The organism is Georgenia sp. Z2081, assembly GCF_055326445.1.
On the sequence record NZ_JBUZNK010000019.1, the window covers coordinates 1 to 20,454 of the forward strand.

The window sequence follows — 20,454 nt, forward strand, 5'->3', positions numbered from 1 at the left end:
GGCTCTTCACATTCGAGGGTGTAGTTGGGGTCGGAATCCGCCCGTCTCGAGTAGTGATCGGGCGATGTAGTTGGTCAGGTTGCGGAAGCCGAGGGCCGAGCCGCGCAGGTGCTCGAGCCTGCCGTTCATGGCCTCGGTGGGGCCGTTGGACGTGCCGGGCCGGTCGAAGTAGGCGAGCACGTCGGCGGCGCGGCGCTTCAGGGTCCTGCCCAGCTTGCGCAGCTCGGTCAGGGCGGCTGGCACGGTGGAGCTGACGGAGTCGATGAGCTGGGCCATGAGCTGGCGACCATGTGCGCGGTCGGGGACGCGGTAGGCGGCGATCATGCGCTGGTAGACGGCCCAGGCGGCCTCGACCGCTACGTGGGTGTCGCCGTCGAACAGGCCCTCCAGGCGCTGGGACTGCTTCTCGGTGAGCAGGTCGGCGCCGGTGTGCAGGGTCCGGCGGGCGGCGTAGAGCGGATCGCCCTTGCGGCCCCGGTGCCCGCAGGTGTCCTGCTGGACACGGCGCCGGCAGTCATCGAGCGCGTCGCCAGCGAGGCGGACCAGGTGAAAAGGATCCATGATGGCGACCGCGTCGGGCAGCTCTTCGGCGGCGGCGGTCTTGAACCCGGTGAAGCCGTCCATCGCGACGATCTCGACCCCGTCGCGCCAGTCCTGCGGCCGGCCCGCGAGCCACTGCTTGAAGGCGTGTTTCGAGCGGCCCTGGACCATGTCCAGCAGCCGGGACGGGCCGGTCCCCTCGCGAACAGCGGTGAGGTCGATGATCACGGTCACGAACCTGTCGCCGCGGCGGGTGTGGCGCCAGACATGCTCGTCGACACCGATGGCGCTGACGCCGTCGAACCGGGTCGGATCATCGATGAGGACGCGGCGTCCTTCGGTCAGGACCGCGGCGTTGGCGGTGTTCCACGAGACCCCCAGCCCCTCGGCGACACGAGCGACACTCAAGTGCTGGCACACGATCCCTTCCAGCGCCCACCGCAACCCGCGGCGGGAGAGCCGCGCGCGCGGCTCGGCCGCGGCGGTCGTGTCCTGACGCCACACGTGCCCGCAGCCCGTGCACCGGTACCGACGCACCCTCACCTCCAGCGTCGTGGGACGCCACCCCAGCGGCTCGTGAGCGAGCTCGCGCGTGACGGTGTCCCGCGCGACGCCCTCGCACCCGCACCGCCGGCACCAGCTGTCCGGTTCGACGACCCGGCAGGCCAGGACCGCCCGACCAGGCTCGATGCGCTGGCCGACGACCTCCAAGCCGAGCTCGTCCAGACGAGCGAACGTGGTCAGATCAGGGCGGGCGAAGGTAGCGTCAGGCACGTCGAGGTCTTCCCGGTGGGTGGCGTGAGAACCCCCATCATCGGAAGACCTCGACCCCTATCTGGACGCTGACACGCCGGCACCTCGCTCACCACCGCGCCAGGCCGTCTACACCCTCAATCCGGAAGAGCCCAATAGGCTCTTCGCAGTTGAGGGTGTAGAGAGGGTGCGTGTGGCGGTAGCCGGGTAGGGGTCGAGGTCCCCCGATGATGGAAGTTCCTACGCTCGCCATCCGGAAGACCTCGACGTGTTCAACGCTACCTATGCCGCGCCGTGCCTCACCACGTTCTGCTGCCTCGATGAACTTGGTCTCGAAGCTGTGGGACAACGTCTTGAGACGGGTCGGGCGGTGATCGAGTGCCGCGTCGTCGAGGACGATCCGTGGTGCCGGGCGTGCGGGGCGCAGGGCGTGCCGCGGGACACGGTGGTTCGTCGGCTTGCGCATGAGCCGTTCGGACGACGGCCCACGGTCCTGCATGTGCGGGTGCGCCGTTACCGATGCGAGCACTGCCGGAAGACGTGGCGGCAGGACACCACGGCGGCAGCAGCCCCGCGGGCGAAGATCTCTCGCGGCGGGCTGGACTGGGCGCTGGGGGCGATCGTCGTCGACCATCTCACTGTCTCGCGGGCCGCGGCCGGTCTCGGGGTGTCGTGGCATACCGCGAACAGCGCGATCATCGCCGAGCGCAGGCGGCGTCTGATCGACGACGCCGCCCGATTCGACGGGGTGACCACGATCGGTGTCGACGAGCACGTCTGGCGCCACACGCGATTGGGCGACACGTACGTCACCGTGATCATCGATCTCACCCCCGTCCGCGAGAAGTCTGGTCCCGCCCGGCTGCTGGACATGGTCCAGGGCCGCTCGAAGGCCGTCTTCAAGCAGTGGCTCGCGGGTCGCCCGAAGCAGTGGCGGGACGGGGTCGAGGTGGTCGCGATGGATGGGTTCAGCGGGTTCAAGACCGCTAGCGCGGAAGAGCTCCCTGACGCGGTACCGGTGATGGACCCGTTCCATGTCGTCCGTCTCGCCGGCAATACGCTGGACCGGTGCCGGCAGCGGGTGCAGCAGGACACGCTCGGGCATCGCGGCCGCGCCGGCGATCCGCTCTACAAGGCGCGCCGCGCGCTCCACACCGGCGCCAGTCTGCTCACCGAGAAGCAGTACGCCCGTCTCGAGGCGCTGTTCGCCAGCGACGAGCACGTCGCGGTCGAGGCGACATGGGGCATCTACCAGCGCATCGTGGCCGCCTACCGCGAGCCCGACAAGAACAAGGCGAAACTGGCGATGCGGGCCGTGATCGACGCCCTGCGCGGCGGCGTCCCTGCCGCGCTCGTCGAGATCCGCAGCCTCGGCCGCACCCTCAAGCAGCGAGCCAACGACGTGCTCGCGTTCTTCGATCGACCCGGCACGTCGAACGGCCCGACCGAAGCGATCAACGGGCGGCTCGAGCACCTGCGCGGCTCCGCACTGGGCTTCCGGAACCTGACCCACTACACCGCCCGCAGCCTGCTCGAAGCAGGAGGATTCAGACCCCACCTACACCCTCAACTGCGATGAGCCAGATACAGGCCAATCTGGTGGCGCTCCATCGCTCGGGTCGAGGGGGCCAACGGCACCGTGCCAGTGTAAAGAAGCCCGCACCGGCGACTCGTACCTGGGTACGGGTTCACGCTCGGCGGTCAACGCTGTTCAGGCGCAGCAGCTGGTGGGCATGGTCGAACGGAACAGGCCGGCCGCTATGCGGAGGGCTTCGCTCATCGTGAGGTAGGGCGCCCAGGTGTCCGCCAGGTCCTCGACGGTCAGCCCGAACTTGATGGCGTACGTCGCGGCGAGCATGAGCTCTCCGGCGCCGTCAAGTGCAGCGTGCACACCCAGGACCTTGCGGGTCTGGGCGTCGATGACGAGTTTGAGGACCCCCCGAGTGTCCTGGTTGACCAGTGCGCGCGGGATGTCCTGCGCCCCCAGGATTCGGCAGTCGCAGTCGTGGCCGAGCTCGAGGGCGCGGGCTTCGGTCAGTCCGGCGCTGGCGATCTGCGGAGTCGTGAAGGTGACCCCGGGCAGGCCGCGGTAGTCCACCGTGGAGGGCTCACCCAGCGCACCGGCGGCGGCGACCCGGCCAGTCTTCGCGGCGACGTAAACGTACTGCGGGGCACCGGAGACATCCCCGGCGGCGTGCACGCGGTGGTTGGTCGTGCGCAGGTTCTCATCCACGCGGATGAATCCGCGGGCGTCGGTGCCGATTCCGGCGGCGTCCAGCCGAAGACCGCTGGTGCTGGCGCGGCGACCGGTGGCGATCAACAACCGCTGGCCATGGACGTGAACGCCGCTGTCGGTGGTGACGATGGCCCCTCCGGCGTGAGGCGCTACTTCCCGCCCGTGTTCCTCGATCACCGCGATGCCCTCCTCCTGGAAGGCGGTGCGGAGCACGTCAGCGACCTCGGGTTCAGCGTAGGGGGCGACTCGGCCCACGAGGGTGACGTTCACGCCCAGCTGGGCCCACAGCTGGGCCTGCTCCAAGCCGACGTACCCACCACCGAGCACGACCAGGGAGGTGGGCAGGTTCTGTTGCTCCATGGCGGTGGTCGAAGTCAGGTAGTCGACCGCACCGATACCGGGCAGGTCGGGGATGTGCGGGGTTGCTCCGGTTGCGATGACGTATGCCCCAGCGTGCAACGTCCGGTTCCCGACCTGGATGCTCTGCTCGTCGAGGAACTGCGCGTGCCCGTACATGATGGGAAACCCGTGGGCCTCGGCGACGTCGGCGTACTTCGCCTGGCGCAGGTCCTCGATGAGTCCCTGCTTCTGGGTCATCAGTTCGCCCACCACCGCGCCCTCAGCGCTGGTGGGCACACCACGAAACGGGCTGGCCAAGGCGCGGTGGCGCTGACCGGCGGCGGCTAGCAGGTTCTTGCTCGGGATGCAGCCCACGTTCAGGCAGGTACCGCCGAGCGGACCGTGCTCGATGAGCAGCACGCTCTTGCCCCGGGAGCGCGCCTCGATCCCGGCGGCCATGGCCCCACCTCCGGTGCCGATGACGATCAAGTCGTACTCCATGGACTATCTCTCCTTCGGTCCGCACCCGGTCGCTTCGACCGTAAACCTTCCAGCACACTGGAAGGTCAAGGGCGTACGGTCGAGGCATGCGTATCGGAGAGCTGGCCGCGCAGACCGGTGTGCGTCCCAAGACCATCCGGTTCTACGAGACGGCCGGTGTATTGCCGGCGCCCGCTCGGACCACATCGGGCTACCGGGTCTATGACTCCAGTGCGGTCGACCGTCTCGCGTTCGTCAAGGCAGCCCAGGCCGCCGGTCTGACCCTCGCTCAGGTCCGCGATGTCATCTCGGCGCGGGAGGCGAGCGGAGCACCCTGCCAGCACGTCGCTGCCATGCTGGAGAACCACGCCACCGCCCTCCAAGCGCGCATCACCGCCCTCAGTGACCTGCTCGAGCATGTGCGCCGGCTCAGCCAGCGGGCGACCACACTGGATCCCGGCCAGTGCCTCCCCCAGCACGTCTGCCACGCCATCCCGACCAGCCAACTGACCGACCGCTCCTCCAGCAGCTGAACACCTAAATCCGGTGTCGATCCGCGGATTACTCCGCGCAGGGTCTACCCCAACAAGACGAAGGTAGGCGGCTGCGGTGGGGCTACTAGTTGTGCTGCTCGGGGACGTTGATCAATCGCGTGAAGGGCGGCTTCCGCACGCCGAGCGCGGTCGGTGCTGGTTGTGGTGGTCGATCCGTGCCTCGAGGGCATCACGCCACTCATGCACGCCGCTGAGCGCCCTTCGCGTCCTACCCATGACTGCCTCCTCAGGACTTCACGAGGCGAGTGATGGCCGCGGAGGCTTCCTTGATCTTCTCGTCGGCTTCGGAGCCACCGGTCCTGGCGGCATCCACCACGCAGTGCTTGAGGTGGTCGTCCAAGAGGGCCAGAGCGACGTTCTCCAACGCCGAGGTGACGGCGCTGATCTGAGTGAGGATGTCGATGCAGTAGGTGTCCTCATCGATCATGCGGTGGATGCCGCGTGCTTGTCCCTCGATGCGCTTGAGACGGGCAAGGTAGCGGTCCTTGTCACTGATGTAGCCATGGTCGACTTCGGCTGATGGCGTGGTGATGGTGCCCATCGTGTCTTCTCCTGAGGTGTGCGGTACTCGATCCGGCACCGCCGGGGCGATCACTTGGAGGTGTCCTGGTCAAGGATCTTGGCCGCGCTGGCCTCGGGCGTGAGGTCGAGGCGGCGGAGCAGCTGAGCGTTGAGCGCGACGACGACGGTCGAGACCGACATCAGGATCGCGCCGATGCTCATCGGCAGCACGAACCCGATCGGTGCGAGCACGCCAGCGGCCAGGGGCACCGAGATCAGGTTGTAGCCGGCGGCCCACCACAGGTTCTGCTTCATCTTCCGGTAGCTGGCGCGGGAGAGCTCGATGACGGAGAGCACCGAGCGCGGGTCGGAGGAAGCCAGGATGACCCCGGCGGAACCGATCGCGACATCGGTGCCGGCACCAATGGCGATACCGACATCGGCCTGGGCCAGAGCAGGGGCGTCGTTGACGCCGTCGCCCACCATGGCGACCTTCCTGCCTTCGTCCTGGAGCTCGGCGACCTTGGCAGCCTTGTCCTCGGGCCGCACTCCGGCGAAGACCCGGTCAATGCCCAGCTCCTTCGCGACGGTGTCGGCAACGGCCTGCGCGTCACCGGTGATCATTACCACCTGGGCGCCGGCAGCGTGCAGGGCGTCGACGGCCTCACGGGATTCGGAGCGGATCTCATCGGCCAGCCGCAGCGCCCCGATGACCTCACCGTCGGCCAGGACGTGGAGGATGATCGCGCCCTCGTCCCGCCACTCGTCGGCGACCGACAGTTCCTCCAATCCGTGCTGGTCGAGCAGGTACGGGCCGCCGACCTCGATCACGGAGCTGTCCACTGTTGCCTTGACCCCGACTGCCGGGGAGGAGGAGAAGTCCCGCGCCTTCGCGACTGGAAGCTCGCGGGCACCGGCTGCGCCGATGATGGCCTTGGCCAGGGGGTGCTCGCTGTCGGATTCCGCCGCCGCGGCCAGTGCCAGTACCTCCTCGGCGCTGCGGTTCCCGACCGGTTCGATGGCGGTGACGGTGGGCTCACCCTTGGTCAGCGTGCCGGTCTTGTCGAACAGCACGGCATCGACGGTGCGCATCGATTCCAGGGCGAGCCGGTCCTTGATCAGCACGCCGCCGCGGGCTGCGCGCTCGGTGGCGATGGAGACCACGAGCGGGATTGCCAGTCCCAGCGCGTGAGGGCAGGCGATCACGAGCACGGTGACGGTGCGCACGACCGCGGATTCCGGCAGGCCGATAAGACTCCAGACGACTGCGGTGATCAATGCGGCGCCGAGGGCGAACCAGAACAGCCAGGCAGCGGCGGTGTCGGCGATCCGCTGCGCGCGCGAGGACGAGGCCTGCGCGTCGGCGACGAGCTTCTGGATGCCCGCCAGGGCGGTGTCGTCACCGGTGGCAGTGACCTCGACGCGCAGCCCGGAGTCGGTGGCGACAGTGCCAGCGACGACCTGCTCACCGGTCTCGCGACGTACCGTCTTCGACTCTCCGGTGACCATGGACTCGTCCATGCTCGCCGACCCGTCGACGATCTTTCCATCGGCGGGCACCGCGGCGCCCGGGCGGACGATGACCACGTCGCCGACGATGAGGTCGGCGGGGGCAACCTTCACGACCTGATCGCCGTCGACCTTCTCGGCCTCATCCGGGAGCAGCGCTGCCAGGGAGTCGAGGGCGGACGTGGTTTGGGCCAGGGACCGCATCTCGATCCAGTGGCCCAGCAGCATGATGACCACCAGCAGGGCCAGTTCCCACCAGAAGTTCAGCTCATGGTCCAGCAGGCGCAGGCTCGCGCCCCAGGACGCGATGAACGCCACCGTGATGGCCAGGCCGATGAGCAGCATCATGCCGGGCTTGCGGGAGCGGATCTCCGAGATTGCGCCGGTCAGGAACGGCCAGCCGCCCCAGAAGTAGATGACCGTGCCCAGGATCGGCGAGACCCACCAGACCCATTCGGCCTCGGGCAGCTGGTAGCCGATGAGGTCGGCGAACATGTCGTTGAACCCAACGACGGGCACGGCGAGAACGAGCATGATCCAGAACAGGCGACGGAACTGACCGACGTGGTCACCATGCCCGGCATGCCCGGCGTGACCACCGGGGGCTTCGTGATCCGCGTGGTCGTGGTGGCCTGCATGACTGTCATGCATGCCCTGGTCGTGTGCATCGTGCGTGCTGTGGTCGTCGTGCGTCGCGGTCTGTGACGCGGTCGGATGGTCGTGGCTCATGCTGTTTTCTCCTTCCTGCGCCCCTGACCGTTCCTGGTTCACCGGGGCGGCGGTCCCGCTCACCCCGGACTGGGGTCGGGGCGAGCGGGACCGGTCGAATGTGCTTATGCGGCGACGTAGCGTTCGGGGTCGGCGTCGAAGAGCGGCCCGCAGGAGGCGCAGCACAGCCAGTACCGCTGCCCGTTGTAGTCGCGGGCGAGTCCGGCTTCTTCGGCCTCGGACTTGATCACCGCGGTGCCGACCATCACGGGGCACTCGGTGATCTCGTCGGCCCCGACACTGGCCAGGCTCTCCGTCGTGGGCTGGTGGCTGTGGCACCCTCCGCCCTGCGGTGTTTCGTGGTGGTTGTGGTCCTCATGTGCGGTCATCGTGTGTTCCTTTCCTGTGGTGTTGATGCCGGTGTCAGACGTGGACGGGTTCACGCTCAGCCGGTGCTCGTGTGGGAGCTGGCGCACTGTCATCGGCCCGGGCGGTGAAGGTCCGCAGGCGCAGGCTGTTGCTGACGACGAACACGCTGGACAGGGCCATGGCCGCCCCGGCGAGCATCGGGTTGAGCAGACCGAAGGCCGCCAGCGGGATGGCAGCGGTGTTGTAGGCGAAGGCCCAGAACAGGTTGGTCTTGATCGTGCCCAGCGTGCGCCGGGAAAGGCGGATCGCGTCCGCCGCGGCTCGGAGGTCACCGCGGACGAGGGTGATGTCGGCGGCCTCGATCGCGACGTCGGTGCCGGTGCCCATCGCCAGGCCGAGGTCGGCCTGGGCCAGGGCGGGAGCGTCGTTGACGCCGTCGCCGACCATCGCGACGACCTTGCCTTCGTCTTGGAGGCGGGCCACGACATCGACCTTGTCCTTGGGCAGGACTTCGGCGATGACCGACTCGATGCCGACCTCCGAGGCGACCTGCTCGGCCACGCTCTGGTTGTCCCCGGTGAGCAGCACCGGCGTGAGACCGAGTTCTTTGAACTGGGCGATCGCTTCGGCACTGGTGGGCTTGACCTGATCGGCCACGACCAGCACGCCGCGTGCCCGACCATCCCAGCCGACCGCGATCGCGGTCTTGCCCTGCGCCTCGGCGGCCTGCTTGGCCGACCGCAGATTCTCGTCGAGGTGCTGCGACCAGTCGCGCAGCAAGACCTCGCGGCCGGCGAGGACCGTGCGCCCATCGACGACACCCTGGACACCGAGGCCCTCGACGTTCTCGAAGGACTCCGGCGTGGGAAGGGCGCCGACCTCGGCGGTAGCTCCAGCGGCGATCGCCTGAGCGATGGGATGCTCCGAGGCATCCTCCAGACCGCCGGCCAGTCGCAACAGCTCGGTACGATCCACTCCCTCGGCGACGATCACATCGCCCAGGGTCATCTTGCCGGTGGTGACGGTGCCGGTCTTGTCCAGCACGATCGTGTCGACCCGGCGCGTGGATTCCAAAGTCTCGGGACCCTTGATCAGCACACCCATCTGCGCCCCCCGCCCGGTGCCGACCAGCAGGGCGGTCGGGGTGGCCAGCCCCAGGGCGCAGGGGCAGGCGATGATCAGCACCGCCACCGCGGCGGTGAAGCCCGCACTGACGGGGAAACCGGCGCCGATCCAGGCCCCGAGCGTGGCGACGGCGATCGCGATCGCGATCGGGACGAACACCCCCGAGACCCGATCGGCCAGCCGCTGGATCTCGGCCTTACCGGACTGGGCATCCTCGACCATCTTCGCCATCTGCGCCAGCTGGGTATCGGAGCCGACACGGGTTGTCCGCACGACCAGTCGGCCCCCGGCGTTGACCGTCGCACCGGTGACCGAATCGCCCTCGGTCACTTCGACCGGTACGGATTCTCCGGTGAGCATGGAGGCATCGATGGCGCTGTTGCCCGAGGTGATGACCCCGTCGGTGGCGATCTTCTCCCCGGGCCGGACGATGAACTCGTCACCGACGGAGAGCTCCTCGATCGGCACCCGCTGTTCCCGACCCTCGCGCAGGACCGAGACCTCCTTCGCGCCGAGTTCCAGCAGCGCCCGCAGGGCGGCACCGGCGCGGCGCTTGGACCGCTTCTCGAAGTAGCGCCCCAGCAGGATGAACGTGATCACCCCGGCTGCGACCTCCAGGTAGATGTGCCCGAGACCTTCACCGCGGGAGATGGTCAACTCGAACGGATGGACCACCCCGGGTTGGCCTGCGGTGCCAAAGAACAGCGCGATGATCGACCACACCAGGGCTGCGGTCGTGCCCACCGAGATCAGGGTGTCCATCGTCGCCGCACCATGGCGCAGGTTGGTCCAGGCTGCCTTGTGGAAGGGCCAGCCGGCCCACACCACCACCGGGGCGGCCAGCACGAGCGAGGCGAAGCCCCAGTAGTCGAACTGGAGTGCCGGGATCATCGCCATCGCGATCACCGGGACAGCCAGGACCGCCGAACCGATGAGCCGTTGGCGCAGCGAGCGCAGTTCGGCGTCCTCGGCCGATTCGGCCTCGCTGCCCGGTGCGTCACCGGCCCTTTTCGCGGGGGTGGGGAGGGCGGCGGTGTAGCCGGTCTTCTCCACCTCGGCGATCAGCGTCTGCGGGTCCAGGCCCTCCGGTCCACTCACGCTGGCCTTCTCGGTGGCGTAGTTGACGCTGGCGGTGATCCCGTCGAGCTTGTTGAGTTTCTTCTCGATCCGGTTCGCACACGAGGCGCAGGTCATGCCACCGATCTGCAGTTCGACGCTGCTGGCGCCGGTGGTGTTCTCAGTCGTGGTCATGGCCGCCTCCCTCCTCGTGCTCATCGGTGTGGTCCGACTCTTCGGCCTCGCCGTGGTCTGTCCCGGCGTCGCCGGTGGTATCCAGCACCAGCGGTGCGGTGTGGACCTGACCCTCGACCTGGAAGTCGAGGTAGAGCAGGTACCGTCCCGGGGTCGGCGCGGTGGCCTCGAACACGATCTCCGGTCCCGATGTCTGGCCCGGCTGGGGCTCCTCGCCGTGCGGGTGGACGTGCAGGTAGGCCAGATCGCCCGCACGCAGCGCCACCAAGTGCCCGAAGGCCCCCAGGTACGGCTCCAGCTCGGTGACCGGCTGCCCGTCACGGGTGATGGCCATCGTCAGCCGGGTCGATGCACCTGCCACCAGGTCGCCGGTCACGCTGACCTCGTAGCCATCCACCGTGGTCGTGGTGGCAGGCTCAGCCGGTGCTGGGGCGTAGTTGCCGGCGACCTGTACCGAGGTCGACAGAGTGATGCCCTCACCGGCCTCGGCGGGCACGAAGTCGGCAAACACGCGGTAGGAGCCGGCTGCATCCCACTGCCAGGGGATCGACCAGGTGCCATCCGCGTTCATCTCGGGGTGGACGTGGTGGAAGTGCTGCCCATCAGCGCGGACCGCGATCAGGTGCAACTCCCTCTCGTGCTCCAGCTCGAAGTCGGTGACCGGGTCCCCGGCGGGTCCCGTGACGATCAGTGACAGGTCGCCGTCGGTGCCGGTCTCCGCGGGAGCGGTGACCCCGGTGAGCCGGTAGCCGTCCTGCGCGACGCCGAGACCCAGTGAGGACGCATCGTCGGTGTGTGTCTCGTGGCCGCCGGTGCCCATGTCTTGTTCCCCTGCGTGATCGGTTTGTTCCGTCTCTTCTGTCCAGCTCTGCACGGTCTGCTCGGGGATGACCGCGCCCGCCGTGACGAATGCCACGGCGAACACGGACACGAGGAGCAGCCCGTACAAACCGAGCCGTGCCGGGGCTCGCATATCAGCTGGGGGTGGCCTGGTAGCCGGCCTCGTCGACCGCGGCGATCACCGCGGCATCGTCCGCCGGGTCGTTCGTTGTGACGGCTAAGCGGCCCGTGGCCGCGCTGACCTCGATGTCCTGGACTCCGGCGATCTGCGATACCTCGGCGCGGATCGCGCCCTCGCAGTGGCCGCAGCTCATGCCGGTCACGGTGTATGTGGACGTAGTGGTCATGTCCTTCTCCTTCAGAGATACCTCAGGGGGGGTATCACCACTTATACCTGGTAGGGGTATCTGATGCAAGTGGTGAGCCCACAGGGGTGAGGCTCGCGGCTTAGGTGCGAGCGGGTTGCCGCGGAATCGCGATCGTTGAGATCACGGCGGCAACCACTGCGGCGATGGCGGCGGCCGTGAAGGCCTGTTGGAAGCCTGCGGTGCCACCATCGGTGGCGAGGCTGAGGGCTGCGATGCTGGAGACCGTGGCGACGCCGACCGAGGCGCCGAACTCGTGGAAGGTGCTCAGCAGGCCCGAGGCGATGCCGGCCTCCGCCGGCCCGATCTGTCCCAGCGCCGTGGCCGCGGCGACGACGAACAGTGCGCCGATACCGAAGGCTCCGAAGCTGATGCCGATCGTGGTCGCCACGGTTGTGGGCCACAAGGCGGGCACCATCAGGCCGATGGCTGCGATGAGCATGCCGACAGCTCCCAGGGCGCGCGCTCCCAGGCGGGCGATCAGGCGTCCGCCGAGATTGGCACCTGTCATCGTGGCCAGTGCGATCGGCAGGAACAGCAAGCCGGTTGCCAGAGGGCCATGTCCGGCGAACTGCTGGAAGTAGAAGGTGCCCAGGAAGAACACCGCGACCATCAGCGCGGTGGCGATCAGGATCACGAACACCCCGGCACCCACAGATCGTCGGCCCAGCAGGCTGAGATTCATCAGCGGGGATGCAGCGGTCTTCTGTCGCCACCCGAACAGCAGATAGAGCACAACGGCCGCCCCCGCAGCGATAAGAGTCTGCGGACTGGTCCAACCGAGCTCACCAGCCACGGTCAGGGCGTAGATCGCGGAGCCCGTCGCTGCGGTGACCAGCAGCGCGCCGAGGATGTCGAGTGATGGCCGCGGGCCGGCGCCAGGTGGCAGTGGTGGGAGCACCCACAGCAGGCCTGCCAGCACGATGAGACCGACGGGGATGTTGATGAAGAACACCCATGGCCAGCCCGGCCCCGCGGTGATCAGGCCGCCGAGCAACACGCCGACCGCCGCGCCGCCACCGCCGAGGGCGGACCAGATACCCAGGGCGCGGTTGCGCTCGTCGCCGGTGAACAGTCGCACCACCACGGACAGGGCGGCGGGTGAGAGCAGCGCTGCACCCAGGCCCTGCGCGACTCGCCCGCCGAGCAGGACGCCGCCGCTCTCGGACAGCCCGGCCAGCAGCGACCCGGCGGTGAAGATGAACAGCCCGGTATAGACGATCGGTTTGGAGCCGAACAGATCGGCGCTGCGCCCACCCAGGAGCATCAGACTGCCGAAGGTCACTGTGTACGCGGCCACCACCCAGGTCATCGCCTCGCGTGACAGGTTCAGGTCCAGTCCCATCTGCGGCAGGGCGATCGCCACGACCGTGACGTCGAGGATCAACATGAATTGGGCCGTGCCCAACAGGCCCAGCGCCAGCCAGCGCTTGGGGTGGGCCCCTTCGCCTACTTGCTCGTGTTGTGTCGCAGTCATCATCGATCTCCTTCTACTCGACGGTGCCCATGGGTTCTGCGCTTCGCCCACGCAACTCAATCATGTGTGTACGAGATACAGCGGTTAGACTATCTCATACATTCCCGTACGAGTACTGAGGTGGAGCATGGCGGCCAAGAAGCCCCTGACGAACGACGGGCCCCAGCAAGCGCCCGCAGCAGGTGACCGCCGCGCGGCCAACCAGCGGGCCGACGCGCAACGCAACCGAGCGAAGATCCTGGCGGCGGTCGTCACTGCGATCCGCGAGCACCCCGACGCCTCGGTGGCCGACATCGCTGCCGAGGCGGGGGTGGGCCGCATGACGCTGTACGGGCACTTCGCGACCCGTACCGAACTCATCGAGGCTGCACTCATCGACAGCCTCGAACGCGGTGAGGAGGTCCTGCGCGAGGTGTCACTGGACGGTGACGCCCGTAAGGCGTTCCAGCGGCTCGTCGCCTCCAGCTGGGTCCTCGTGGACCAGGCGAGGGCCGTGCTGGCTGCGGCGCAGAAGGAACTGCCTGCAGCCCGCATCCGCGAACACCACGAGAAGGCCGAAGCCCGCATGCGCGACCTGCTCGAGCGTGGTCAGCACGAAGGCGCCTTTCGCGCTGACCTTCCGGTCAGCTGGCTCCTGGCCACTACCCACGTCGTGATCAACGGGGCGGCCGAGGAAGTGCGAGCCGGGCGGCTCAACGCCGAGGACGCCCCCTGGTTCATCGACGCCATCCTGCTGCCGGCTTTTGCGAACGCTGCGCAGCCCGGAAGCACATGATGAACGCTCACGGGTGGGCATCATCGGCGCGGGCGCGGGCGCGGGCTTCTCGACGAAGTCACTGAGCAGCACCGCTGATCCCAGCGAACGAAGATCAACGTCCCACAGTCGTACGTATCCGGCCCGACCGGACGATGAGTTGCCCTCTGTACCGCTCAGTGCCGCGCACTGTCGAGCCGTCTGAACGTTTCCCACTGTGCCCTACGCGGGCTGAGGGTGGTTCATAGGCAGGTCGATGGTGAACAGGGCGCCCGGGCCGGGGTTGGTCACGGTCACGGTGCCGCTATGGGCTTCGACGATGGATCGGACGATGGCGAGCCCGATCCCTGATCCGCCGTGTGCGCGGTCGCGGGCGGCGTCGGCCCGGTAGAAGCGTTCGAAGATGTGCGGCAGGTGCTCAGCGGTGATTCCGTCGCCGTTGTCCTTGACCCACAACCGGAGGACGGGCACGTCGCGTTGGACGCCCAGCTCCACCCGCCCGTGACCGGGTGTGTGTCGTAACGCGTTGTCGAGGAGGTTCGTCAGCACCTGTCCGAGCCGGTCACGGTCGGCCACGATGGTGGTGCGTCGGTCGCTGTCGGTGCCGCTGAGGTGCAGGTGGACACCTTTGTCCGCATACCCTGCCCGCGCCTGGGCCCAGGCATCGTCGAGGAGGTCCCCGACGACCAGTAGTTCCTGTCGCATGCTCAACCGTCCCTCGCCGGCCGCGGTGACCAGGGTGATGTCATGTGCCAGGCGGGAGAGCCGACCGGCCTGCTCGCGCAGCATGCCCAAGGTCGGTTCGTCCACCTGGACAACGCCGTCGATCATGCCCTCGAGATAGCCGTCCAGCGTTGCCACAGGGGTGCGCATCTCGTGGGCCAGATCCCCGAGCATCCGCGTGCGTGTCTGTTCGATCTGCCCCAGATCGGTGGCCATGGTGTTGAAAGCCGCCGCGAGATCGTCGAACTCGGACCCCATGTGCACCTCGGGGACACGGGCCTCGTAGTCCCCGTTCGCTACCTTGGCTGCCGCGTGCCGCACCCGTTCCAACGACCTGGCGATCCGCCGGGTGACGAGGACGCTCACCACGACCGATGTCAGGAGGCCGGCGAGCAGAGCAAGGGAGAGGGCCAGCGTCGACGCAGTGGTGAAGGCCTGCTCGGCGTGGGCGACGACATCCGATTCCGCCGGCTCGGCCATGAGCATGTGGTCGTGGAAGATCACCGGCCCGATGGCCGCGGCGACAACCCACGCAGTGCCCGCTGCCACGAGGATGACCGCCACGATCGCCGCAAGCAGCCGAGCACCCAACCCCCATGACCTCGGCCGGCCGCTGCTCACCATCCCGGCCCCATCCGGTAACCGATCCCACGAACTGTCCGGATGAACTTCGGCGCGGACGCCTTGTCACCGAGCTTCTGCCGGAGATGTCCGACATGTACGTCGACGAGGTGCTCGTCGCCGCCCCAGCCCGGCCCCCACACCGCCTCGATCAGTTCGCGCCGGGAAAAAGCCATGTGTGGGCGTGTCGCGAGCGCGGACAGGACGTCGAACTCCGTGCGGGTCAGTTCCACCGGATGCTCGGCGAGGAACACCTCCCGGCCTACGACGTCCACCGTCAGCGGCCCGAACGACGCCGAGCGACGGGTGTCGCCCGAGTCTAGGCGCGGGCGGCGCAGCATCGCCCGCACCCGGGCGACGAGCTCCCGCGGGCTGAACGGCTTGGTCATGTAGTCATCGGCCCCCACCGACAGACCGAGGAGCTTGTCGATCTCTTCCACGCGGGCGGTGAGCATGATGATGTAACAGTCGGAGAAGGTGCGCACGATCCCGCAGATCTCGATGCCGTCGATGCCCGGGAGGCCCAGGTCGAGGACGATCACGCCGGGGTGCCATCGCCGCGCGAGCTCGACCGCGTCGTTCCCGTCGCCGGTGACCTCGACCTCGAAGCCGTCACGTTCCAGGTAGCTCGCTACCAGTCGCGCCAATGGCGCCTCGTCGTCCACGACGAGAACTCGCGGCAGATTCGCGTCAGGGGAAGCGTGCGGAGCCACGGCGTCATCGTGAAGCAAGAGCATCGCCTCCCGGTGGCTCACCCGTCCGCGATCGTGCGAATCGCCGGGTAGCACCCCGTCGATCAGATCGACCGACGTCGTTCACGCGGCTGGCTGGTCCGGTCCGGACGGCGACGGGGTCACCGGTCCAGGGTGGGACCGGTGACCCCGTCGGGTCGTGCTGATGCAGCCGGGGGGGCCGGGTCAGCGGGTCTGCTCGATGCGGACGACGCCGAGGCTGTCCGAACCGTCGCCGTCGAAGTCGCCGAAGACGGCGGTGTCGCCGTCGCGGCCGTACCGGGTCTCCTCGACCTCGGCGCCGTCCGCGTTCTCGTTGCTGACGAAGAAGTCGGCGCCGCGCTGGAGGGCGAGGCTGTCCGCGCCGTCACCGTCCCAGTCGCCCACGAGGACGAGGTCGGTCGCCTCGCCGAGGGAGAACTCGCCGTCGACGCTCGCGCCGGTCGGGTCGTTCGTGTAGACGACGTCGGTGCCTCGGCGGACGCCGAACGTGTCGGTGCCGTCGCCGTCCCAGTCGCCGACGAGGAGCGTGTCGCCGTCGGCGCCGAAGGCGGCCAGCTCGATCTCGCCCGGGTTGTCGAGGTCGTTGATGATGTGCAGGACGTTGCCGTGACGCACCGCGAACGTGTCGGTGCCGTCGCCGTCGAAATCGCCCTGAACGATCTCGTGGCCCTCGCCAGCCCCGAGCTCGACGACGCGCTCCGCCGGGCCGGTACCCAGGGTGTCCGAGACGTGCAGCTCGTTGCCGCGGCGCACCGTGATCGTGTCGGTGCCGTCGCCGTCCCAGTCGCCGACGAAGATCTCGTCGCCCTCGACGCCGTAGAGGAAGTTGTGCACGGCGTCGCCGGCGAGCTCGTCCGACAGCAGGAAGCGCGGGGTCCCGGGCGGGCGGACCGGCTCGGGCTCCGGCTCCGTGCGGGCGGTGTCGCGCGAGGCTGCGTCGTCGGTCCGTGCGGCCTGGGCCTCGGCCTGCGCCTGGGCCTCGGCCTGTGCATCCGGCTGCGGCTCGGCCTGCGGCTCCGGCTCCGGCTCCGGCTCGGGAGCAGGCTCCGCCGGCGCGGGCTCGGCGGGAGCGGGCGTGGAGCCGCCCGGGCCGCCGCCCGGGTAGGTCGCGAAGTTCTGCGTCGCGAAGACGCGACCGTCGGCCGAGACGGCCACGCCGACGCCGAAGTGCGTGTACGAACCGGTGAGCAGGATGCTGTTGTGCACCGGCGAGTTGCGCCACTGGCTCATGAAGTAGTCCGCCCCGTGGTCGGGGTACATGCCCCAGGACAGGATCTCGGAGGTGCCGGAGGAGCCGCCGGGGACGGCCGAGGCTCCGTAGTCGCCGCGGTGGACCATCGAGCCGATGCTCGCCTGGTGGTTGGACCACGACTGGGCGACCGAGTCGATCGAGCCGCTGCGCGTGAGCTGGGACAGCCCGTTGGCCGCGCGGTAGGCGTTGGTCTGGGCGGCGATCGCGTTGGCCACCTGGTTCTGCCAGCCGACGTCGGTGCGGATGCTCGGGGTGACGGTGCGTACTGCGCCGGAGGTGTCGGTGGCCTGGGCACTCGTGGCGACCGACGTCGCCGCGGCGACCGTCAGGAGCGCGGTGGCGACCCGGGGGGCAAGGGTGCGGTGCCGTGCGTGGCGGCCGCGCGGGGGTGCAAACACGTCGGGAGGACTCCTCGTTATCGGAACGTAACCTGAGCGATAGTAAAGCGTGACCTTCTAGGGGTCGAGGACATGTGCGCAGGCTCACGTCCCGCGGTTGACATCCGGCGCACTGCAGAACTTCCCCTGACGCCGCGAGGCGGCCCCGTACCAGGTGGGGGAATCGTGTGGCGGGGCTCTCGGCGCGTGGCCGTGCGGCTGGGTCTCAGCCTCGAGCGAGCCCTCATGAGTGCTGCCCCGGGTCCGTTGGGCATCAACGACTCTCGAGCATGTCTTCCATCTCGGTGATCTCCGCTTGCTGGTCGTCGATCATCGTCTGGGCGAGGGCGAGCGCTTCGGGGTTCTCACCGTCGTCCAGTTCGGTCTCGGCCATGTCCACCGCGCCGCGATGGTGCGCGATCATCAGTTCCAGGAAGCGGAGTTCGAACTCGGCGTCCGGCACCGACTCCAGCTCGACCATGGCTTCCTCCTGGGTCAGCCCTTCCATCTCCATGCCGCCGTGGTCCATGCCGCCGTCACCGGCCGGAGAGGTCTCCTCGCCCCAGGCCTCCAGCCAGGAGGTCATCTGTGTGATCTCCGGCCCCTGGGCTGCGGAGATCCCTTCAGCGAGCGTGCGCACCTCCTGACTACCGGCACGTTCCACCGCTACGTCAGCCATCTCGATGGCGCCCTCGTGATGGACGATCATCATCTGGGCAAAGTTCACGTCGGCTTCGTTGTGCATGTCGGATACCTCCGGCTGCAGCGTGCTCTCTGTTGTCGTCTCCGAGCTCTCCTCCTCGGCCGCAGCGGAAGTCGCTGCATCTTGGTCACCGTTGCCGCACGCGGCGAGCGTCAATGCCAGAACGGTTCCGCCCGCAACCGTGGTAAGCAGGGTCCTCAATTTCATGGTTCCTTTTTCTCCAGATCATTCGAGTTGGGGCGCCGGGCTAGCAGGACGGGCGGCAAGAAAAGCATCATCGGCCGGCCCGCTCATTAGGTTTGCTGGCAGAGTTGCCCACCCGCGTGCTCGGCGCCGCGTCGACGCTAGCCGTGCGCGACCAGAGGTGAGGGATCGATGCCAGTGTTTGCGGCGAATCTTCATCAACTCTTCATGGAGTCTCACCGGGCGGGCGGTGCAGGTCACCAACGTTTGGACCGGGCTTATGGTGTGGCGTTGGAAGCGCGGGTCCAATTGGCAACTTTCGCGCACACCGGATGGGATCCAGCCCCCATCGGCATCCATGCGCGAAAAAGACTTCTGAGTAACGCACGTAGGAGAAGTTGTAGAACTACGAGGTCGGACGGTCTGACGACCGGCCCCGTGTAGGCAGCGGCACGTGAGCCCCCAAGGGCTCTTGAAGGGTGAAAGGCGTGAAGTCCAACAACAGGCGTCGAGGCTCGGTGGACCGGTGGCTTGTTGCGGCCGGCGTGGCATCGGTGATGGCACTGGCAGGCTGCGCCTCGGCACCCGGTGCCAACTCAGACCTCAGCATTGATGGCTCTTCACATTCGAGGGTGTAGTTGGGGTCGGAATCCGCCCGTCTCGAGTAGTGATCGGGCGATGTAGTTGGTCAGGTTGCGGAAGCCGAGGGCCGAGCCGCGCAGGTGCTCGAGCCTGCCGTTCATGGCCTCGGTGGGGCCGTTGGACGTGCCGGGCCGGTCGAAGTAGGCGAGCACGTCGGCGGCGCGGCGCTTCAGGGTCCTGCCCAGCTTGCGCAGCTCGGTCAGGGCGGCTGGCACGGTGGAGCTGACGGAGTCGATGAGCTGGGCCATGAGCTGGCGACCATGTGCGCGGTCGGGGACGCGGTAGGCGGCGATCATGCGCTGGTAGACGGCCCAGGCGGCCTCGACCGCTACGTGGGTGTCGCCGTCGAACAGGCCCTCCAGGCGCTGGGACTGCTTCTCGGTGAGCAGGTCGGCGCCGGTGTGCAGGGTCCGGCGGGCGGCGTAGAGCGGATCGCCCTTGCGGCCCCGGTGCCCGCAGGTGTCCTGCTGGACACGGCGCCGGCAGTCATCGAGCGCGTCGCCAGCGAGGCGGACCAGGTGAAAAGGATCCATGATGGCGACCGCGTCGGGCAGCTCTTCGGCGGCGGCGGTCTTGAACCCGGTGAAGCCGTCCATCGCGACGATCTCGACCCCGTCGCGCCAGTCCTGCGGCCGGCCCGCGAGCCACTGCTTGAAGGCGTGTTTCGAGCGGCCCTGGACCATGTCCAGCAGCCGGGACGGGCCGGTCCCCTCGCGAACAGCGGTGAGGTCGATGATCACGGTCACGAACCTGTCGCCGCGGCGGGTGTGGCGCCAGACATGCTCGTCGACACCGATGGCGCTGACGCCGTCGAACCGGGTCGGATCATCGATGAGGACGCGGCGTCCTTCGGTCAGGACCGCGGCGTTGGCGGTGTTCCACGAGACCCCCAGCCCCTCGGCGACACGAGCGACACTCAAGTGCTGGCACACGATCCCTTCCAGCGCCCACCGCAACCCGCGGCGGGAGAGCCGCGCGCGCGGCTCGGCCGCGGCGGTCGTGTCCTGACGCCACACGTGCCCGCAGCCCGTGCACCGGTACCGACGCACCCTCACCTCCAGCGTCGTGGGACGCCACCCCAGCGGCTCGTGAGCGAGCTCGCGCGTGACGGTGTCCCGCGCGACGCCCTCGCACCCGCACCGCCGGCACCAGCTGTCCGGTTCGACGACCCGGCAGGCCAGGACCGCCCGACCAGGCTCGATGCGCTGGCCGACGACCTCCAAGCCGAGCTCGTCCAGACGAGCGAACGTGGTCAGATCAGGGCGGGCGAAGGTAGCGTCAGGCACGTCGAGGTCTTCCCGGTGGGTGGCGTGAGAACCCCCATCATCGGAAGACCTCGACCCCTATCTGGACGCTGACACGCCGGCACCTCGCTCACCACCGCGCCAGGCCGTCTACACCCTCAATCCGGAAGAGCC

17 protein-coding genes are annotated in these 20,454 nt (G+C 68.4%); 3 read left to right on the forward strand and 14 right to left on the reverse strand.

Annotated features, from left to right (window positions below; all coding sequences use genetic code 11):
• Window positions 1-6 precede the first annotated feature (6 nt).
• Window positions 7-1,314 (reverse strand): ISL3 family transposase, encoded by a 1,308-nt coding sequence (locus ACZLKG_RS16275; protein WP_463648948.1) that lies wholly within the window; start codon window positions 1,312-1,314, stop codon window positions 7-9.
• A 247-nt stretch (window positions 1,315-1,561) separates the two neighbouring features.
• Here ACZLKG_RS16275 and ACZLKG_RS16280 point away from each other — a divergent pair, with 247 nt between their 5' ends.
• Window positions 1,562-2,872 (forward strand): ISL3 family transposase, encoded by a 1,311-nt coding sequence (locus ACZLKG_RS16280; RefSeq protein ID WP_463649328.1) that lies wholly within the window; start codon window positions 1,562-1,564, stop codon window positions 2,870-2,872.
• A gap of 132 nt (window positions 2,873-3,004) precedes the next feature.
• On the opposite strand, the gene merA is transcribed toward ACZLKG_RS16280, so the two are convergent.
• A complete protein-coding gene (gene merA, locus ACZLKG_RS16285) occupies window positions 3,005-4,369 on the reverse strand; it encodes a mercury(II) reductase (RefSeq protein WP_425710209.1) in 1,365 nt (454 codons plus the stop codon).
• An 86-nt stretch (window positions 4,370-4,455) separates the two neighbouring features.
• On the opposite strand from merA, the gene ACZLKG_RS16290 reads away from it, so the two are divergent.
• A complete protein-coding gene (locus ACZLKG_RS16290; RefSeq protein ID WP_425710210.1) occupies window positions 4,456-4,881 on the forward strand; it encodes a heavy metal-responsive transcriptional regulator in 426 nt (141 codons plus the stop codon).
• A 247-nt stretch (window positions 4,882-5,128) separates the two neighbouring features.
• Here the strand turns inward: ACZLKG_RS16290 and ACZLKG_RS16295 are convergent, their stop codons facing one another.
• From ACZLKG_RS16295 to ACZLKG_RS16325, 7 genes are all read right to left on the reverse strand, one after another.
• The gene (locus ACZLKG_RS16295) at window positions 5,129-5,443 is read right to left on the reverse strand and encodes a metal-sensitive transcriptional regulator (RefSeq protein WP_425710211.1); all 315 of its coding nucleotides are present in this window, start codon (window positions 5,441-5,443) and stop codon (window positions 5,129-5,131) included.
• A 50-nt stretch (window positions 5,444-5,493) separates the two neighbouring features.
• Window positions 5,494-7,641: a heavy metal translocating P-type ATPase gene (locus tag ACZLKG_RS16300; RefSeq protein WP_425710212.1), complete on the reverse strand. Its 2,148-nt coding sequence runs from the start codon at window positions 7,639-7,641 to the stop codon at window positions 5,494-5,496.
• Between the two features lie 104 nt (window positions 7,642-7,745).
• Entirely contained in the window at window positions 7,746-8,009 is a 264-nt protein-coding gene (locus ACZLKG_RS16305) for a hypothetical protein (RefSeq protein ID WP_425710213.1), read from the reverse strand.
• Window positions 8,010-8,043: 34 nt separating this feature from the next.
• A complete protein-coding gene (locus tag ACZLKG_RS16310; RefSeq protein WP_463649329.1) occupies window positions 8,044-10,365 on the reverse strand; it encodes a heavy metal translocating P-type ATPase in 2,322 nt (773 codons plus the stop codon).
• Complete coding sequence (locus tag ACZLKG_RS16315; RefSeq protein ID WP_463649330.1) at window positions 10,352-11,338, reverse strand: heavy-metal-associated domain-containing protein; 987 nt, start codon at window positions 11,336-11,338, stop codon at window positions 10,352-10,354. Before ACZLKG_RS16315 ends, ACZLKG_RS16310 begins: the two co-directional genes overlap by 14 nt.
• A gap of 1 nt (window position 11,339) precedes the next feature.
• Window positions 11,340-11,552, reverse strand: a complete 213-nt coding sequence (locus ACZLKG_RS16320) for a heavy-metal-associated domain-containing protein (RefSeq protein WP_425710216.1) — start codon at window positions 11,550-11,552, stop codon at window positions 11,340-11,342.
• A 100-nt stretch (window positions 11,553-11,652) separates the two neighbouring features.
• Window positions 11,653-13,047 (reverse strand): MFS transporter, encoded by a 1,395-nt coding sequence (locus ACZLKG_RS16325; protein ID WP_463649332.1) that lies wholly within the window; start codon window positions 13,045-13,047, stop codon window positions 11,653-11,655.
• Between the two features lie 127 nt (window positions 13,048-13,174).
• Between ACZLKG_RS16325 and ACZLKG_RS16330 the strand changes: the two genes are divergently transcribed.
• On the forward strand, window positions 13,175-13,822 hold the full coding sequence (locus ACZLKG_RS16330) for a TetR/AcrR family transcriptional regulator (protein WP_425710218.1): 648 nt from the start codon (window positions 13,175-13,177) through the stop codon (window positions 13,820-13,822).
• 201 nt (window positions 13,823-14,023) lie between these two features.
• Here ACZLKG_RS16330 and ACZLKG_RS16335 read toward each other — a convergent pair whose 3' ends face one another.
• The 5 genes from ACZLKG_RS16335 to ACZLKG_RS16355 all read right to left on the reverse strand — a co-directional run bounded on the left by ACZLKG_RS16335 (window position 14,024) and on the right by ACZLKG_RS16355 (window position 20,322).
• Window positions 14,024-15,148: a sensor histidine kinase gene (locus tag ACZLKG_RS16335; RefSeq protein WP_425710219.1), complete on the reverse strand. Its 1,125-nt coding sequence runs from the start codon at window positions 15,146-15,148 to the stop codon at window positions 14,024-14,026.
• Window positions 15,142-15,882: a response regulator gene (locus tag ACZLKG_RS16340; RefSeq protein WP_425710224.1), complete on the reverse strand. Its 741-nt coding sequence runs from the start codon at window positions 15,880-15,882 to the stop codon at window positions 15,142-15,144. Before ACZLKG_RS16340 ends, ACZLKG_RS16335 begins: the two co-directional genes overlap by 7 nt.
• A 180-nt stretch (window positions 15,883-16,062) precedes the next feature.
• Entirely contained in the window at window positions 16,063-17,529 is a 1,467-nt protein-coding gene (locus ACZLKG_RS16345; protein ID WP_463649331.1) for a CAP domain-containing protein, read from the reverse strand.
• A gap of 253 nt (window positions 17,530-17,782) precedes the next feature.
• The gene (locus ACZLKG_RS16350) at window positions 17,783-18,418 is read right to left on the reverse strand and encodes a DUF305 domain-containing protein (protein ID WP_425710221.1); all 636 of its coding nucleotides are present in this window, start codon (window positions 18,416-18,418) and stop codon (window positions 17,783-17,785) included.
• A 596-nt stretch (window positions 18,419-19,014) separates the two neighbouring features.
• On the reverse strand, window positions 19,015-20,322 hold the full coding sequence (locus ACZLKG_RS16355) for an ISL3 family transposase (RefSeq protein ID WP_463648948.1): 1,308 nt from the start codon (window positions 20,320-20,322) through the stop codon (window positions 19,015-19,017).
• Window positions 20,323-20,454: the final 132 nt, after the last annotated feature.

What these genes read in the sequence shown, in the direction of transcription:
- ACZLKG_RS16300 (WP_425710212.1), bottom strand. Translation starts at nt 7,641, where the DNA reads ATGAGCCACGACCATCCGACCGCGTCACAGACCGCGACGCACGACGAC.
- ACZLKG_RS16350 (WP_425710221.1), bottom strand. Translation starts at nt 18,418, where the DNA reads ATGAAATTGAGGACCCTGCTTACCACGGTTGCGGGCGGAACCGTTCTG.
- ACZLKG_RS16325 (WP_463649332.1), bottom strand. Translation starts at nt 13,047, where the DNA reads ATGACTGCGACACAACACGAGCAAGTAGGCGAAGGGGCCCACCCCAAG.
- ACZLKG_RS16340 (WP_425710224.1), bottom strand. Translation starts at nt 15,882, where the DNA reads ATGCTCTTGCTTCACGATGACGCCGTGGCTCCGCACGCTTCCCCTGAC.
- ACZLKG_RS16295 (WP_425710211.1), bottom strand. Translation starts at nt 5,443, where the DNA reads ATGGGCACCATCACCACGCCATCAGCCGAAGTCGACCATGGCTACATC.
- ACZLKG_RS16320 (WP_425710216.1), bottom strand. Translation starts at nt 11,552, where the DNA reads ATGACCACTACGTCCACATACACCGTGACCGGCATGAGCTGCGGCCAC.
- ACZLKG_RS16330 (WP_425710218.1), top strand. Translation starts at nt 13,175, where the DNA reads ATGGCGGCCAAGAAGCCCCTGACGAACGACGGGCCCCAGCAAGCGCCC.
- ACZLKG_RS16305 (WP_425710213.1), bottom strand. Translation starts at nt 8,009, where the DNA reads ATGACCGCACATGAGGACCACAACCACCACGAAACACCGCAGGGCGGA.
- ACZLKG_RS16315 (WP_463649330.1), bottom strand. Translation starts at nt 11,338, where the DNA reads ATGCGAGCCCCGGCACGGCTCGGTTTGTACGGGCTGCTCCTCGTGTCC.
- ACZLKG_RS16335 (WP_425710219.1), bottom strand. Translation starts at nt 15,148, where the DNA reads ATGGTGAGCAGCGGCCGGCCGAGGTCATGGGGGTTGGGTGCTCGGCTG.
- merA (WP_425710209.1), bottom strand. Translation starts at nt 4,369, where the DNA reads ATGGAGTACGACTTGATCGTCATCGGCACCGGAGGTGGGGCCATGGCC.
- ACZLKG_RS16310 (WP_463649329.1), bottom strand. Translation starts at nt 10,365, where the DNA reads ATGACCACGACTGAGAACACCACCGGCGCCAGCAGCGTCGAACTGCAG.
- ACZLKG_RS16290 (WP_425710210.1), top strand. Translation starts at nt 4,456, where the DNA reads ATGCGTATCGGAGAGCTGGCCGCGCAGACCGGTGTGCGTCCCAAGACC.